This window comes from Lysinibacillus sp. NPDC093210, from assembly GCF_044753985.1.
GTDB lineage: Bacteria > Bacillota > Bacilli > Bacillales_A > Planococcaceae > Lysinibacillus.
In genome coordinates this window covers 148,153-164,913 of sequence record NZ_JBIVOE010000007.1, presented here as the reverse complement: position 1 = coordinate 164,913, position 16,761 = coordinate 148,153, and the positions used below count along the sequence as shown (strand labels likewise).

Here is a 16,761-nt window from a genome sequence, read left to right as displayed (position 1 = left end):
CTTCACTCCTTTTTTCCACCTTACCAAAAAGTAAAGGTCAAACGCTACTTCCATCTACCATCCCATCATAAAAAGAGGTATCCCGAATAAATCCGAGACACCCCCTTTTATTACAAGCCTCCTAAATAAGCTGCTTTTACTTGTTCACTCTCTTGCAGTTCTTTTGCAGTACCGGATAACACAATACGTCCTGTTTCAAGTACATATGCACGGTCAGCTACCGATAATGCCATATTAGCATTTTGCTCTACAAGCAATACGGTTGTACCTTCTTTATTGACCTTTTCAATAATATTGAAGATATTTTTTACCATAAGCGGTGCAAGCCCCATTGATGGTTCATCCATTAATAATAGCTTTGGTTTTGCCATTAATGCACGACCCATTGCAAGCATTTGTTGCTCACCACCAGATAATGTTCCAGACTGTTGTTTACGACGCTCAAGTAGACGAGGGAATAACTCAAAGACATGGTCCATATCTTTCTTTATACCCGCCTTATCATTACGAAGATATGCTCCAAGCTCTAGGTTTTCCTCTACCGACATATTAGCAAATACACGGCGACCTTCAGGAACATGTGAAATACCTGATTTTACAATTGTTTGCGCAGCCTTACCTGCAATCGAGAAGCCTTCATATTCGATAATGCCCCCTTTAGGTTTTTGCAAGCCTGATAAGGTTTTTAATAATGTACTTTTACCAGCACCATTTGCACCGATTAATGTAACAATTTCTCCCTCGTTTACTTCTAAAGAGACGCCTTTTAATGCTTGAATATTTCCATAGAATACATCAATATTTTGTACTTTTAACATTAGCTGATAACCTCCTCACCAAGGTAAGCTTCAATTACCTTTGGATTGTTGCGAATTTCCTCTGGTGTCCCATCAGCGATTAATTGCCCGTGATCCAGTACGTAAATACGTTCACAAATTCCCATTACTAAGCTCATATCGTGCTCAATGAGCAGAATCGTTAAACCAAACTCTTTACGAATAAACGCTATTAACTCCATTAAGTCATGTGTTTCTTGTGGGTTCATCCCCGCTGCTGGCTCATCCAGTAATAAGAGCTTTGGATTGGCAGCTAATGCACGCGCTATTTCCAGACGGCGTTGCATCCCGTAAGGTAAGTTTTTTGCAAGTTCGTTCTTATAAATATCTAAGCCAAATATTTTTAAGAATTCCGTTGATTGCTGTTCCATTGCTTCTTCACCTTTAAAGTGACTCGGTAAACGGAAAATAGATGACCACATTGAATGTTTAGCTAGTGAATGGTTCGCTACTTTTACATTATCCAAAACAGATAATTCTTTAAATAGACGGATATTTTGGAACGTACGGCTAATGCCTTTTTGCGTTACTTGATATGGTGCAAGGCCATTGATCTTTAAACCGTCAAAAGTAATTGTTCCTTCAGTCGGTGTATACACCCCTGTTAGCATGTTAAAGCTTGTTGTTTTACCTGCACCATTTGGTCCGATTAGACCGACTAATTCACCTTGATTCAGGTACATATTAACGCCCTGTACCGCCTTTAAACCACCGAATTGAATGCCCATATTTTCTACTTTGATAAGAAGGTTTCCAGTCATTATTTTGTACCTCCTTTTTTACCAAACTTAAATAAGTGTGTAATTTCTTTTGTACCCATTAAACCAGTCGGGCGATATAGCATTACAATGATTAATACTAAGCTGTAAATAATCATTCGTGTTTCTGGGAAGTTCGCTAGGTATGTTGATATTAACGTTAAAAATATCGCAGCGATAACAGACCCTGACAGACTACCTAAGCCGCCAAGAACGACGTATATTAAAATATCAAATGATTTTAAGAAACCAAAAGTTGTTGGCTGAATAATGTAGAAGTTATGTGCAAAAATGGCCCCTGCAAGACCGGCAAAGAAAGATCCAATCGCGAATGCTACAACTTTATAGTAAGTTGTATTAATACCCATCGCATCCGCAGCAATTTCATCTTCTCGAATGGAAATACATGCACGTCCATGACGAGAATTTGTAAAGTTAGAAATTACTAAAATAGTTAATACAACACCAATGAAAGCATATGTCCAGTTCGATAAATATTTAACCTGCATCCCTGCTGCCCCACCAACATAATCCGTATTTAAAAAGACAATACGAATAATCTCGGCAAAACCAAGTGTTGCAATGGCTAAATAATCCCCTTTTAAACGTAGCGTTGGAATACCTACGATCAAACCAGCTACTGCTGCTGCAAGCGCTCCTAAGAAAATGGCTAACGGGAACGGAAGCAATAGTTTTGTTGTAATAATAGCTGAAATATAAGCACCAACTGCAAGGAAACCAGCATGCCCAATAGAGAATTGGCCAGTAACCCCGATAACGATGTGCAAGCTGACAGCTAGCATGATGTTAATACACATTGTGATTAACATATTTTTGTAATACAAGTCGATTATTTCTGTTGTAATAAGTGCCTGAATAACTACATAGATGACTAGCGCTAATACGGCGTAGCCCCAGAAAACTTTAGACTTCTTCATCATTACCGCTCACCTACACTTTCTCGCGGGCGTTTTTACCGAAGATACCCGATGGTCTGAAAATCAAAATTAAAATTAAAATGACAAATGCTGCTGCATCGCGCCATAAAGAGAATCCGAGTGCACTTACCATTGATTCCACGACACCTAGTAGCATACCGCCAACCATTGCACCTGGAATAATACCAATACCACCAAGAACCGCAGCGATGAACGCTTTAACCCCTGGAATAACCCCCATTAACGGGTCAATTTTCGTATAATACACACCGAAGATAACACCCGCAGCACCGGCTAAAGCAGAACCTATTGCAAAGGTTGCTGAAATTGTATTATCTACGTTAATGCCCATTAGGCGCGCTGCATCTGCGTCATGTGAAACTGCACGCATCGCCTTCCCAATTTTAGTTTTATGTACGATGAATTGTAATAGAATCATCAGTACGATAGCGACAGATAAAATTAAAATAGACGTACTGCTAATTTGAACACCGAACACATCGAATGTTCTATTTTTAATAACTTCAGGGTATGCTGCTGGCTGAGCTCCTCTGAAGAAAATCGTCGTATATTCGATTAATAGCGACACACCGATTGCTGTAATTAAAGCCGCAATACGCGTTGCATTTCGTAATCGCTTATATGCAATTCGTTCGATTAACACACCGAAGATTGCACAAACTGCCATTGCTAATAATAATGCTGGTAAGAAGCCCAGCTCCCATTTAGCAATTGCGTAAAAGCCAATAAATGCCCCAATCATGAAAACATCACCGTGGGCAAAGTTAATAAGCTTAATAATACCGTATACCATCGTATACCCTAACGCTATTAACGCGTAGATACTACCTAGTGAAACACCATTCACAAGCTGCTGTATCCATTCCATGAGCGTTCACTCCTTTGTTTTTTTTGAGGAATGCAAAAACGGGACCTATTTCTACATAGTTGAATTGAATGCAGAAAAACTCGTGTCCCTCATAAAAAGTTATTTCCGATTCCTTATGCTAGAATCTATGCTTTTTTTTATTAGTCTAGTTGTCTGTTAAAAAATAAAAGAGAAGGCAGGTTGCCCGCCTCCCCCTTGCTTTTTTAAAAAAAATTAAGGATTTACTTTAGAGTTGAACACTTGTTTACCGTCTTTAAATTCAAGAACCGTTGCTGTTTTAATTGGGTTATGGTTTTCGTCAACTGAGAAAGTACCTGTTACTAATGAAAGATCTTTTGTTTCAGCTAATGCATTTTTAATTGCTTCGCCGTCAGTAGAGCCTGCACGTTTGATAGCATCTGCAATGTAGTAAATTGAATCATAGCCAAGTGCGTTAAATGCATCCGGTGCTTTATCGCCATTCGCTGCTTTAAATGATTTTACAAAGTCCTGAATTTTTTGATCTGGGTCTTCTGCAGAGTAGTGGTTTGTAATGTACGTATTATTCAGTGCATCTGCTCCAGCAAGATCAATTAAAGTTGGAGAATCCCAACCGTCTGCTCCCATAAGTGGTACTGTAATACCCATTTCACGAGCTTGTTTTACAATTAGACCAACTTCTTCATAATATCCAGGGATAAAGATGAAGTCTGGATTCGCTGCTTTAATGTTTGTTAATTGCGTACGGAAGTCTGTATCTTTCGCTACATAAGCTTCCTCTTTTACAACTTTCCCACCACTTTTAGAAATTGTATCTTTAAATGATTTTGCTAGACCTTTTGCATAATCAGATGCATTATCTGCAAAAATAGCTACGTTTTTCGCGCCAATTTCACCGGAAGCAAAGTTAGCTGCTACAATCCCTTGGAACGGGTCAATGAAACAAGTACGGAAAGCATATTCATTAACGCTGCCATCATCATTTACTGTAATGTTTGGAGCTGTACCTGAACCAGTAACAATCGGAATTTTGTTGTCATTTGCGATTTGAACTGTTGCAACAGTATTACCAGAAGTTGCAGGAGCTAGCATCGCTACTACTTTATCTTGCGTTGCTAGTTTAATAGCTGCCGCAGTTGCCTCTGAGTTTTCTGATTTGTTATCTACTTTAATAAGTTCAATCTTCTTGCCATCAATACCGCCTGCATCATTAATTTCTTTAACAGCTAATTCTGCACCTAAGCCAATTGATGAACCGTATGAAGCTACGTTACCGGAAAGCTCTAAGTTTGCACCGATTTTAATTGTATCTCCATCTTTTGAGCCTCCACCTGATGATGAGCCTCCACCTGAACTTGTATTACTGTCTCCAGCGCCGCAACCTGCAAGTACGCCTGCAAGTAGTGAAGAAGCTACTAGAAGTGAACCGAACTTTTTAAGCTTATTGTACTCTCTCATAATTAAATTCCCCCTGAAAATTCTCAAATGTTAGATATTTCTGATAATTATAAACAATCTTTCGCTAATGCTCAATAGCAAAAATAATTATTTATAACTATCTATTTTTGAAACAAAATAATATTCAATTAAGCCTTTTACATTGTAAAACATTCTTTATATTTAGTCTAGAGTGATTTTTCAGTATAATTAGTTATTTGTGAATTATCTATTAATTAGGACTAAATTAATAGAAAGCTATTAAGCAAAATTTTTTGTCACTATAAAACTAACATCCATTTTGCGAAAATTGCTTTCTTTTTAATTCTTAGCTATTTTTTCTTTTTAAGAGTATACCTATCAATGCCCCGTACACAACATGACCAATAAGCCACCAACTAAAAGCGGAATAATCAGTTATAATCGGCGTCCGTTTTGAGAAATTTGTTGTAGGGAACAACATACAGCCTATAAAAATTTGTATAAAAACACTATTTCTCATTAACATAGAATTATTCCACTTATACTTATTACGAATCGCGCATAATACGGCTGTTATTAACCACGATATAATGAGATGAAAAGCGAATTCTATTACTTCAGGAAAACGAAAGTTCTTTATAATTGGTATATAATCGACGTTTAATAGTAATGTATATACACGGCTGCCTGTTAGATTTTCAACTACTTTGAAGAAAGCTCCAAATATACAACCTGCAACAAAGGACGCTATTATTACTTGACGATTAATGAGTATTTTCATGTGCTCCTCCTTGCTTCAATCTTAATAAATCCATAAAAGGATGATTCACTATGCATAAAAAAATAATTGTGCTATTCCGCAATGATTTACGTCTAGACGATCACCCTGCACTTTGGCATGCAGCCAATACAGGTGCCATCTTACCCCTTTATATTCAAAATGACCAATTGGCAGAGCAGGACTCTGCTCAAAATTATTGGACGTACTATTCGCTTCAAAATCTCCAAATTACATTTAGTAACTATGACATTCCGCTTATTTTACGAAAGGGAGATGTCATTTCGCAAGTACTTCAGTTGGCATTAGATACGCAGGCTGATGCTGTTTATTTTAACGAACGTTTTAGTCAAACTGAGCGTTCTGAAGATGAACGTTTAGCCCATATATTACGTGCAAATGAAATTGAAGTAAAAGCGTTTTATGGTGATACGTTATTTCACGTGACTTCGATTCGAAATCAGCAAAACAAACCATATGCTATCTTCACATCATTTTATAAACGCTGTTTACAGGAGCTAGCACAAAAACCACTTGGACGTCCTGCTAGCATGCAAGCTTTTCCTATGGACGTTTCATCTCTAGCTTTAGAACAATTGCAGCTACTGACTGGTAACTGGTATAACAAGTTTCACAATTATTGGCGTCCTGGGATGGATGGCGCATTGGACCAATGGGAGCTTTTCATAGAGGGAAATTTATATGACTACAAGGACAAGCGAGATTACCTAACCAAGGAAACAATTTCTAAAATGTCTCCATTTATTGCAGCGGGTAATATTAGTATTCGCTTTCTGTGGACTACTTGTCAGGAGTTAATAGAAGTTGAGGATAACGCTGCGTTCGGTCAGCAAGTCGAAAGTTTTTTAAGACAACTAATATGGCGAGAGTTTTCAATCTATCAGTTGTTGTCCTATCCTTCATTTTCTACCCTCTCTTTACGCAGTAATTTTCAGCATTTTGAATGGGAGCCTAATTCTCTGCATCTGGGTGCTTGGAAAAAAGGGCAAACAGGCTACCCGTTAGTTGACGCAGGTATGCGTGAGCTTTGGGAAACCGGCTATATGCATAATCGAGTAAGAATGGTTGTTGCTTCATTTCTAGTAAAACATTTACTACAGCCTTGGCAGGAAGGCTATTCATGGTTTGAGCATACGCTACTGGACTTTAATGCAGCAAATAATGCTATGGGCTGGCAGTGGGTAAGCGGCACGGGTATCGATTCCGCACCTTATTTCCGTATCTTCAATCCTTCTTTACAAGGTGAGAAGTTCGATATAGATGGTACATATATAAAAAAATGGGTACCTGAATTAGCACACCTACCATCAAAATATATACACGCTCCACATACAGCACCCGCTGCTATTTTAGAGCAGGCTAGTATCACATTAGGTGACACCTATCCGCTGCCCATTGTTGACCATAAAACGGCAAGAGCCCGTGCATTGGAGCGATACAACGCCATAAAAAAAGATACTGGGACAAAAGAAAAAAAGTGTTAGATTGAAAGCAATCTAACACTTTTTTTGTTGTAAACGTTGAAGTTCGCTGTGGCGGTGCTTTCCGCGGACACACCGTAAGCTTTGTATTAAAGTGAATAAAAATAAACAATAAATATCATTACTACCATACTAGGAGCATACTTTGCTGCCAATGTGCGGTTCGAGTTGATTGGAGTGGAAGGCGCGACACTCAAGCAGGAATAGCACGAACGGAAAATCAACCCCCTCTATGAAAGTTAAGCCTTTTTTAATGCAAAAACGCAAAGACGTTCATTAATATTCGTTTCATTTTCTAGATGTACCTCATGTATTAATTCAAAAGGTGTTCCATGATGTAAAAACTGCAAATAATCATATGGTGGGTAATATAAAATAATGTGAATATCACGCATATTTTGCTCAAAAGACTCCCATATATTATGAATGACAGTTCGAAAGATATTAATGGAGAACGGATTAAAAAAGAAAAAAACATTATCACACGGCTTTATTTTGTAGTTTTCTGCAATAGTATGAATAAAAGAAATAGCACCTTGTGAGCCATTTTTTCGACAATAGCTCTCCTTATTATGCTCTGCCTCTGCATAAAAACCTACGTCCATTTCTATTCCAATTGCCGGAGTGTGAAATTTATGATGAATATAAATAGGGACCCTTCCTTTTCCACAGCCCATATCAATAAATACTGGATTTTCCGGCAAATCATATTGTGTAAATAATTGTTCCAATCCAGCATAGGGAGTTGGCTCGTAACGATGGTAATGAGCTAGTTTAGGAAATCCATATTGTTCCCCGACCGTATTAATGTGCAAAAATTTATCAAATTGTTGTTCATTCATCATTTAGATACTCCTTGAAAAAAAGAATGCTTTATTTTAGCATGTAAAAAAGCAAACACCCTATATAAAAGATTTGGATACAGAGTATTTTTATAGTCCTCTTCGATCAAACCTAAAAAAGAAGAATTGTTTGAGTGCCTGGCACTTAGTTTGGGTCCTAAATCGTAAAAATCATCTTTACTTTTGTGCTGTTCTCGCAGGGGTCTGCGTAGATTTTTACTTGGCAAGTTACTAATAGCACGGTAAATTGTTTGAGTGTCTGGCACTTCATCGGGCACTTACTCTCAGCCCTCCGCTCCATTCAACTAAATAAATGGCATCAAGAGTGAGCCTCTTGATGCCATTTTTAACACTCTAACCATATTAAAACGTTTGGATATGGTGTATTTTTAACGTCCTCTACGATTAAATCTAAAAACGAAGAGGAGTGCAGCCACTAAAAATGAAAACGAAGCAGTTGCTGTTAACACTGTGCTTTTATCGATTGTTGCTTCTTGCGTAGCCTGTCCATTGCCTTGGTTAGGTCCCCCATTTCCATCAGGACGTTGCATAGGACCACCTTTATCTCCTCCGCCTTGCTCATTGCCCATGCCACCCTCAGGCATTTGTGATGGGTCGAAGTCTTCTGGTAATTGACTCGGATCAAAGTCTTCTGGTAATTGGCTTGGATCAAAATCGTCAGGCATTTGCATTTGATTTCCATTTCCCTCGTTATTTGTGTCGCCATTTGGCATACCCATATTATTTTGAGCAGTTGCACTTGTTTCTACAACTAATTCACCTGACAGTTGTTTTAAGATCGATGTAGAACGCTGTTTAGCAAATTCAGGTAGACTGTTGTCTCCTGCCACACCCTCTAAAAACTGCTCTGTTGTATAAAATTTTGTAGGATCTGCTTCTTCATAGCTTGTTAATAGCATCGCTAAATTGTTCGTAATCGACTGTATATAATCTTCTGTTAAATAAGTCGTTGCGAGTTGTTCTAAATAACTTTCATACTTAGCGCGATATGTTTCATTGGACAGCAACGCATTTAAAAGTGGGCGCTCTTCAAGAGTTGTCCCAGATACAGGTGTAGTTATGCTAAAGTTAATTGCACTATCTGCCATTAGATTACTAGACATACCACCGCCCATGTCGAAGTTCCCTTTATTGCGATTGGCATTTGGTTGGCCCTCTTGTGTTTGATCGCCATTTGACTGATCTTCCTGAGGTTGCTCGGTGTTTGACTGCCCTTCTGGTGGTTGGTCACCATTTGGTTGGCCCCCTTGTGGTTGCTTTATTGCTGGTGTTTCTGCGTTCTTTTCCGTCTCGCCTTCGGGTAATTCCTTATCAGTATTTCCCCGCATTTGATTTAGATTGCCGCCGCCCATTCCACCACCGCCAGCACCAAAGCCGCCGAATGACATATTATAATCCCAAGGTATAATAGAAAACACTCCATTATTCTCATATAAATAGTAGTTGTGCTTCATATTTCCCTGGTAACTATCAAGATTTACTAGTGCTGTATTGACAGCAAAGTAGCGTAGCATTTCATCGACATCAATATATTGTTCGATGTCTCCGCCATTATTTATGGCATCAAGCATTTCAGTTAGCTTTGAATCCTCAATATTGTCTTCATTCGTTTTCAAACCGATACCTGTATAGTCGGCAATATTATCGCTAATATATTTTAAATCACTGCCTGTACCATCTGGTTTAAATAGAAATCCGTCATTGGATCCATAATTATTCGCTAAAAATGTTTCATCGACCGCTTCTACCCCTAAATATAAGCCACGTTCTTCTCCATTCACCGTAACATACATATAGGAATGGGCAGGTGTCGGCAAGCCCATTTTTTCCATGAGCTCATATGAAATATATTCTCGCATTAAAGTTGAATCACTATAATTATTGTTTAAATTTAATTTTTTTAAGCCGTATAAGCTTTGATTATCATCGTAATAGTCAAAATCGACTTTCAAGCTATAACGATCGGAGTCGCTATTGACAACAGAACGTAACGATAAATTCCCTTTTGTACGAATCGCTACATTTTCTATTGTCTTGCCGTTTATCGTAATATTGCCCTGCTTTAGCTCCTCATCAGCAGCGTTTTCCAGCATGTCCTCCCAGTCCTCTTGAGGTATTTCAATATCAACAGTTGTTACTTTGCTTTTATTGAACACAAGCGTCTCATAGGAATATTCCGTATTTTTCGTTTCAATGCCTAAGTTTGGAAGTACAGCAACCATCACGCCAAAGAGTAGGAGGAGAATCGCCATACTGGTATAGACAATTCGATTTTTAATCATTGACTGCACCCCTCTTGCTCGTATTTAGAAAACTATCGTTCACTTTCATTACGCTGTGAAGTTACCATCGTAGCTAAGCATAATTGCTGATTTTACACCAGGTACTTTTGTTAAATTGTCCATAAACTTTGCATCATTTTGCTTCACGCGAATTTCATATGTTGTTTCGATTTCATCATTTTGAATGATTGATTTTGATTTTAACGCGTACTTTTTAGACTGTGCAGCAATGATACGCTCCACTTCTTCACAAGCTAAATCTTCTTCAAATTTCACAATTAATAAGTAAGGATTTTCAATCGTAATTTTATTCACTAATACTAGTAGAACTAGACCAATCAATATTGCGCCAATAATAACAAGTGGAATGAATCCTGCTCCACAAAGAATACCTGACACTATTGCCCAGAAAATATACACTAAATCCATTGGATCCTTAATAGGTGTACGGAAACGAACAATTGATAATGCACCTACCATACCAAGTGACAACAAGACGTTTGAACTAATACCCATAATAACGAGGGATGTTGCCATAGTCATAATGAGTAACGAAATATTAAAGGAGTGCGAATAAATCACACCATTAAAGGTTTTCTTATATACTGCATAAATAAATAGCCCAACAAAGAAAGCAACAACTAGTCCAATAATTGAATCTGTTAATGAAAATGATGTTGTTTTCTCTAGAAAATTTGATTTAAAAATATCACTAAAATTCATATTATCCATTTTTCATTTCTCCTTTTTATACATGCATACGGCTAAGCTGGTATTTTGAATATGCTTCAGCACGTGTATCCACTGATTGTAGTAAATATTTAATAATATCTGGCAAGTACTCATCATATTTCACTTCTAAAATGACGAGGTTCGGTTCTAGTACATCTACCATAGGCAGATTTTTACTGAACATATCTGTATTGCGAAGGCTTGACTGCACCTTACTATCGAATGTTACACGTACATTGCCAAAGGGATAAATGTACGCCTCTCGCTCATAATCGACAACCGTCGTCGGCTTAATTTGGTGATATTTCATCTCATGAAATAATTCTCGTATTAAAACGCGGTCATCATTTTCCATCCATGCAATTTCACCAGTACGCATTTTTTCGTACTCCGTCTGTGTGATTACACACTTCGTTTTAAACGTTAAATTATTACGCTTACTTTTACGTTCTAAATTCACCAAAGCAGAGGATTTCCCATAAATACGTACTCGGTATTTATCTCGATTAATAAACCCTTCTTTTTTTTCATTCAAAACTTTGTTAGCAAAATTATCGAAGTATGTGCTTCGAATTAAATATTTCCTATCCGGACCAGCATTGTGATCCAGCTTCATCACGTGCTGGATTTTGCTTTTCAAAAGTGCATAGTCTGGATATGAGATAGCCTGTTTAATTTCCTTCCGACCATTCGGGTTAAATGATGTCAGTTTAGGCATGATGTTTTCTCCTTCCTACTATTTCTTTACAATCTTGTATTGCTCTTGTTTTTCAGTTAGCCAAGTCATATATTCTTCATTAATACGAGATTCCAATACAGTTTCATAAACTTCATCTTTGACATCTTCAAATACCGCTTCTTCTGCAGGCACTTTATCTGTCACTTTGATAATGTGATAGCCTTCTGCTGACTGCACCACACCACTCACAGCCCCTTTTTCAAGAGCGAATGCAGCCTCTTCGAACTGCTCATCCATCTGACCGCGGCTAATATAGCCTAAATCGCCACCATCTTCACTTGTATCTGTATCAGTTGAATATGCTTTCGCTAGCTCAGCAAAGTCCTCGCCAGCTTTTATCTTCGCTTCAACCTCTTTTGCAGTTGCTTCATCTTCAAGGAAAATATGGCTAGCTACCACTTGTTCCTGTTGACCGTAGTCATCCTTGTTTTCCTCAAAGTATTGCGTTAATTCCTCATCCGAAATATCAATACTTGACGCAATAACATCTTTTGTCAGCTGATACATACGAATATTTTCCTTAACACTTTCCTTTGTTAGACCATTTGCATCGAGTGCCTCTTGTAAAGAATCCTCTCCACCATAAGATTCTACAAGCTCATCGTATTCTGCTTGAATGGCGTCATCCGATACGGTAATGCCCTCTTTTGTCGCCTCAAGCTCGACAATTTTATTGTTTATGAGTGTGTCTAACACGTCTGCACCATATTGATCGCGCAATGCCTCATCTAGCTCTGTCTGGAGAATCTTCTCACCGTCCACCGTTGCCACATAATCGCTACTCTCTCCACATCCAGTTAATAGCATTGCTAATGCAACCGGAACAGCAAATATCTTGATAAACCTTGAATTTATAGTCATTCTCTATAACATCCTTTCGTTTATTTTCTCGTTTACATTGCTTACTATAAAGTGCTTATGTGTCAGTCAGATGTCAGCTTTACAATTCCTTCAAAATTTTTTACATTTCCATTAGTGAATCTTTATAATAGCTTCACAAATCCCTTCTTTTCACATACAGCACAACAAAAAAAGCCACCACGCCATTACAGCGTAGTAGCCTTTAATAAGGTTATTTCAAAATATGTTCCTGTTGGATTACTTTCAACTAAACGTAAATCACCACCAATTGACTGAGCCATCATTTTACTTAATGGTAAACCTAAGCCTAGCCCTCGAACAGCGTATTTTTTATTTTCTCCTCTATAAAATCGTTCGAAAATAAATGCCTGATCTTCTTGAGTTATTCCGTTCCCTGTATCTTTAACAGCAATAATGACACTATCAAGTTTTTGCCTTAATGTAATCGTCACTAACCCTTCCTGCATTGCTTGCTTTGCATTTGTTAAAAGGTTTGTGAATATTTGCTGCATACGTACGACATCTGCCTGCACATTTACTGACTCTAGAAGATAATTTACTTGTATTTTAACGTTTTGTTCATCCTCCATTACTTCCCACTGTGCCACAGCATCTCGTACAAGTTGATTGACGTTCACTGTGACGAGCTTAACAGGAATCGCATCTACTGCAAAACTATTAAAAGCAAGTAAATCTCCAACCATCGTTTTCATTTTCGTCGTTTCTAGCAATGCCATGTGAATAAATTCTTTGGCGTCCTTACCAGTTACAACGCCATCTCTTACAGCTTGCAAAAGCCCACTAATGGACGTAACAGGCGTTTTTAACTCATGCGTCACACCAGCAAGCAGCTCTGTTCGCGTTCTCTCTAATTGTTCCAGCTTATTGGCCATTTCCTTAAAGGAGGTGACAAGCTCGAAAATTTCTTCTTCTTTATTATTTTGAGGTAAATCAAATGTATAATTGCCTTCTTGTACTTGTTTAGCCGCTTCAGCTACCTGCTTAATTGGGCGTACTAAGCGCTTTGATAAGAAATAGATCGCTCCCCAGCCTAGGACAGCAAGAGCTCCAATTAATAAGGCAAGTTGACCATATTCTTGTTGAACTTTTGTTAAATTTTCCTTTTTCTCTAGCACAAGCACCCATCCGACTACGTTATTATCCCTTTCAATCTTCTTTTTCACTACATATTGAACCGTCTTTTTGCCCTCGGCTTCGACCAGTATCTTCTTCGTTCCTTCTTCATCATCTAATAGGTTAGCAACGTTATTAGTGCTTCCTGGAGGCATCGGTCGATTACTCGTCAGAACATTGCCTTTTACATCGACTACATATAAAATCGGATCAATTTCTCTCATATTATATCGTTCACGATTACCAATAAAGCCTGGTATGCCGTCTGTAGGTCCATTTGAACCAGTTGTATCCGTCAAACGATAAACTGTTTCTTCCGCTATAAAATTCATTAAATCAAGCCGATTTTCAAAAGCTGTGTGACGTATCCAGCTAGCGGAAATTAAAGAGATAATGGCTAGCCCTATAAAGAGTGTAAGTAAATAACGTCTCGTCCAATAGTTGAGTAAGGAGATTCGCCTATTTTTTTTGAACACTTAACTGATACCCCAATCCACGTAATGTTTTAATCTCTCCTTCTGCTTCATCCCAGTCTATAAGTGCTTTACGTAATCGCTTCACCGCCAAATCGACGGCTCGATCACTGCCCTCATATTCCCAGCCCCATACTTGTTCAATGAGCTGATCCCGTGTGAATGTTTGATTTGGATGTTCTGCTAAAAATAAGAGCACCGATAAATCCCGCGGTGTTAACACAATTTCTTGACCATTGAGGAGCACTTGATGCGCCTGCATATCAATTTCCAACTGACCGAATCGCTTCTTTAAAGTTGTTTCATGATTGTTTTCGGCTCGCCTTAATACAGCCTTTACTCGCGCGACAACTTCGTCAGCTATAAATGGTTTAGGAATATAATCGTCTGCACCTTGATCGAAACCTTCTAAACGATAATTTACATCCCCTAACGCAGTTAGCATAATAACTGGACAAGCGCTCTCATTGCGAATTTCTCGTAAAATCGTCCAGCCGTTTTTTTCAGGTAACATAATATCTAATAATACTAAATCGGGCTGATGTTCCGTAAACAATTCTATTGCCTGACCACCAGTAAAGCATTGTACAACTTCATATCCTACCTTTTGCAAATAGGCCTTCAATACTTGGCTAATTGCGAATTCATCTTCTACCACTAATATTTTGGTCATCATTTTTCACCCCACCACGGCTTGTTGATTTTTTATTATAGCATCCGTTTATGTCAGCTAAATGTCAGCAAGCTCGACTGAAGAATGCTTATATGTATATTTGAAAACAGACTTATAACGATACACCATACAACCTATTTACCTAACGCATTTATAGAAAAAGTTATTATTCTTCTCTTGAATTTTTGCAATTCGGTTGACAATGGCTTCTTTGGACACTTATCATTGATTGCGAATGATAATCATTGATAATTCATTCAATTGTAGTTTAAACTATCTTCAATAAAATGATTAGGGGGTAATAGTATGATTATTGTTACAAATCGTATTCAAGTAAAGCCTGGCTTTGCAGCAAAAATGGCACCAAACTTTACGAAGCCAGGTCCTCTACAACAGTTTGAGGGCTTTCATAAAGTAGAGGTATTAATCTCGACTGATGATCCTACATATGACGAAATGAGCGTCAATATGTACTGGGAATCGAAGGAACATTTCCAAGCTTGGCGTAATAGTGATGCTTTTGCTGCGGCACATCACCGTCCGGAGCCTGGTTCCGAAAGTGCAAAACCTGAGAATAGCCCTATTATCGGCAGTAAAATTGTTATTGCAGAGCTTGCTTCTTCTATTGAAGCACAAAGCTAATAACAAGTTGTAAACCTTTTAAATATCTTCTGATTCTATCTAAAAAACCATGCATATTTCTAGAAATATGCATGGTTTTTTTATTTAAGTGCCAGGCACTCACACAATTTTGAATATTCCCCAGGTAATATGGAATACAAGTGCCAGACACTCAATACAATTATTGAAACACGACTACTAAAATGTAACCCACAACCGATAAACAAACGGAACCGATTAATCCTGCGATAAATGCTTTAATACCCAATTGCTTAAAGGTTTTAATCTCTACATTTAATCCTAATCCCGCCATCGCCATCGCAATTAGAATATATGCACAGTTCACAAGAGTTTGCGCAACTGTCGGTGGTATTATTCCTAATGAATTAATCCCGCTCATTACTAAAAACCCGAGAATAAACCAAGGAATAATAGAAAGAGAAAATGCTTTATTTCCTTGTTCTTTATCCCTTCTTTGATACATAATACCGATTACTATTGCTACGGGCACAAGTAATGCTACGCGAGTTAATTTTACTATGACTGCCATATCAACAGCCTCATCACCACCTGCAGACGCTGCTGCAATGACATGAGCTATTTCATGTAATGTACCTCCCGCAAAAATACCATATTGCGTAGGCGTTAAACCAAATATTGAATACAACAGAGTATAAACAAGTGTAAATACTGTACCAAGCAACGCTACAATTGCTGCACCTACTGCTGTTTCCTTTTCATTCGCCTTAATTTGAGGAGCAATTGCAACTACAGCTGCAGCCCCACAAATAGCTGTCCCACAGGCTGTTAAAATGCCGAGCTTTTTATCTACTTTAAATACCTTCGTTAAGCCGTAAACGACAAAAAGTGCAAATACTAAATTAATAAATGCAATAAGAAAAACGCCTGCACCTGCATGATAAATATCAGCTAAGTTCAACCGCATACCAAGCAAGATAATACCGAAACGCAATAGTTTTTTACTGGAAAATGATATACCCGCTTGCCACGCATCTGGCACACTAAACGCTGCTCTCCAAGCCATACCTAGTATAATTGCTATCACAAGCTGCCCTAATATCGAGAAGAAAGGAAATGTAGAAATATACTTAGCTAATAAGGCAAGGCCCAACGTCAATATAATGCCCTTTATAAAAGGAGGCGTTAGGAATTTCTTGATCCCTCGTTGTTGATCCATGCTGTCCACTTCTTTCATTCTTTATGAATATTACTTTATAAAAAAGGTAATCATTAGTAAAATACATATATATAATTGCTATCATT

At 38.0% G+C, this 16,761-nt stretch carries 17 protein-coding genes; 2 read left to right on the top strand and 15 right to left on the bottom strand.

Going from position 1 to position 16,761, the window contains the following annotated elements; genetic code table 11:
* Nucleotides 1-110 precede the first annotated feature (110 nt).
* The 6 genes from ACIP9C_RS16865 to ACIP9C_RS16840 all read right to left on the bottom strand — a co-directional run bounded on the left by ACIP9C_RS16865 (nucleotide 111) and on the right by ACIP9C_RS16840 (nucleotide 5,600).
* Nucleotides 111-818 (bottom strand): ABC transporter ATP-binding protein, encoded by a 708-nt coding sequence (locus ACIP9C_RS16865; RefSeq protein WP_139859965.1) that lies wholly within the window; start codon nucleotides 816-818, stop codon nucleotides 111-113.
* Nucleotides 818-1,597, bottom strand: coding sequence for an ABC transporter ATP-binding protein (locus tag ACIP9C_RS16860; protein ID WP_340821698.1), 780 nt, complete (start codon nucleotides 1,595-1,597; stop codon nucleotides 818-820). Before ACIP9C_RS16860 ends, ACIP9C_RS16865 begins: the two co-directional genes overlap by 1 nt.
* Entirely contained in the window at nucleotides 1,597-2,532 is a 936-nt protein-coding gene (locus ACIP9C_RS16855) for a branched-chain amino acid ABC transporter permease (RefSeq protein WP_401012468.1), read from the bottom strand. The genes ACIP9C_RS16860 and ACIP9C_RS16855 overlap by 1 nt, the downstream gene beginning before the upstream one ends.
* Nucleotides 2,533-2,545: 13 nt before the next feature.
* A complete protein-coding gene (locus tag ACIP9C_RS16850) occupies nucleotides 2,546-3,421 on the bottom strand; it encodes a branched-chain amino acid ABC transporter permease (RefSeq protein WP_340821697.1) in 876 nt (291 codons plus the stop codon).
* 213 nt (nucleotides 3,422-3,634) lie between these two features.
* Nucleotides 3,635-4,858 carry an ABC transporter substrate-binding protein gene (locus ACIP9C_RS16845; RefSeq protein WP_401012466.1) on the bottom strand — a complete coding sequence of 408 codons (1,224 nt, stop codon included), beginning with the start codon at nucleotides 4,856-4,858 and terminating at the stop codon, nucleotides 3,635-3,637.
* A 307-nt stretch (nucleotides 4,859-5,165) separates the two neighbouring features.
* On the bottom strand, nucleotides 5,166-5,600 hold the full coding sequence (locus ACIP9C_RS16840; protein ID WP_401012464.1) for a hypothetical protein: 435 nt from the start codon (nucleotides 5,598-5,600) through the stop codon (nucleotides 5,166-5,168).
* A 50-nt stretch (nucleotides 5,601-5,650) separates the two neighbouring features.
* Here ACIP9C_RS16840 and ACIP9C_RS16835 point away from each other — a divergent pair, with 50 nt between their 5' ends.
* The gene (locus tag ACIP9C_RS16835; protein ID WP_401012462.1) at nucleotides 5,651-7,102 is read left to right on the top strand and encodes a cryptochrome/photolyase family protein; all 1,452 of its coding nucleotides are present in this window, start codon (nucleotides 5,651-5,653) and stop codon (nucleotides 7,100-7,102) included.
* A 236-nt stretch (nucleotides 7,103-7,338) separates the two neighbouring features.
* Here the strand turns inward: ACIP9C_RS16835 and ACIP9C_RS16830 are convergent, their stop codons facing one another.
* The 8 genes from ACIP9C_RS16830 to ACIP9C_RS16795 form a co-directional block, all read right to left on the bottom strand.
* On the bottom strand, nucleotides 7,339-7,941 hold the full coding sequence (locus ACIP9C_RS16830) for a class I SAM-dependent methyltransferase (protein WP_401012572.1): 603 nt from the start codon (nucleotides 7,939-7,941) through the stop codon (nucleotides 7,339-7,341).
* A complete protein-coding gene (locus tag ACIP9C_RS16825; protein ID WP_401012460.1) occupies nucleotides 7,941-8,219 on the bottom strand; it encodes a hypothetical protein in 279 nt (92 codons plus the stop codon). The genes ACIP9C_RS16830 and ACIP9C_RS16825 overlap by 1 nt, the downstream gene beginning before the upstream one ends.
* 111 nt (nucleotides 8,220-8,330) lie before the next feature.
* Nucleotides 8,331-10,244 carry a CotH kinase family protein gene (locus tag ACIP9C_RS16820; RefSeq protein WP_401012458.1) on the bottom strand — a complete coding sequence of 638 codons (1,914 nt, stop codon included), beginning with the start codon at nucleotides 10,242-10,244 and terminating at the stop codon, nucleotides 8,331-8,333.
* Nucleotides 10,245-10,292: 48 nt separating this feature from the next.
* Nucleotides 10,293-10,976 (bottom strand): DUF4956 domain-containing protein, encoded by a 684-nt coding sequence (locus tag ACIP9C_RS16815; RefSeq protein WP_173479225.1) that lies wholly within the window; start codon nucleotides 10,974-10,976, stop codon nucleotides 10,293-10,295.
* 16 nt (nucleotides 10,977-10,992) lie between these two features.
* On the bottom strand, nucleotides 10,993-11,694 hold the full coding sequence (locus ACIP9C_RS16810) for a polyphosphate polymerase domain-containing protein (RefSeq protein WP_401012457.1): 702 nt from the start codon (nucleotides 11,692-11,694) through the stop codon (nucleotides 10,993-10,995).
* A gap of 18 nt (nucleotides 11,695-11,712) precedes the next feature.
* Nucleotides 11,713-12,576 (bottom strand): peptidylprolyl isomerase, encoded by an 864-nt coding sequence (locus tag ACIP9C_RS16805; protein WP_401012455.1) that lies wholly within the window; start codon nucleotides 12,574-12,576, stop codon nucleotides 11,713-11,715.
* Between the two features lie 185 nt (nucleotides 12,577-12,761).
* Nucleotides 12,762-14,186: a sensor histidine kinase gene (locus ACIP9C_RS16800; protein WP_401012453.1), complete on the bottom strand. Its 1,425-nt coding sequence runs from the start codon at nucleotides 14,184-14,186 to the stop codon at nucleotides 12,762-12,764.
* The gene (locus tag ACIP9C_RS16795) at nucleotides 14,170-14,856 is read right to left on the bottom strand and encodes a response regulator transcription factor (protein WP_401012571.1); all 687 of its coding nucleotides are present in this window, start codon (nucleotides 14,854-14,856) and stop codon (nucleotides 14,170-14,172) included. Before ACIP9C_RS16795 ends, ACIP9C_RS16800 begins: the two co-directional genes overlap by 17 nt.
* Before the next feature lie 306 nt (nucleotides 14,857-15,162).
* Here ACIP9C_RS16795 and ACIP9C_RS16790 point away from each other — a divergent pair, with 306 nt between their 5' ends.
* Nucleotides 15,163-15,498 (top strand): heme oxygenase, encoded by a 336-nt coding sequence (locus tag ACIP9C_RS16790; RefSeq protein WP_401012451.1) that lies wholly within the window; start codon nucleotides 15,163-15,165, stop codon nucleotides 15,496-15,498.
* A 160-nt stretch (nucleotides 15,499-15,658) separates the two neighbouring features.
* On the opposite strand, the gene ACIP9C_RS16785 is transcribed toward ACIP9C_RS16790, so the two are convergent.
* Nucleotides 15,659-16,675: a YeiH family protein gene (locus ACIP9C_RS16785; RefSeq protein ID WP_401012449.1), complete on the bottom strand. Its 1,017-nt coding sequence runs from the start codon at nucleotides 16,673-16,675 to the stop codon at nucleotides 15,659-15,661.
* Between the last annotated feature and the right edge of the window lie 86 nt (nucleotides 16,676-16,761).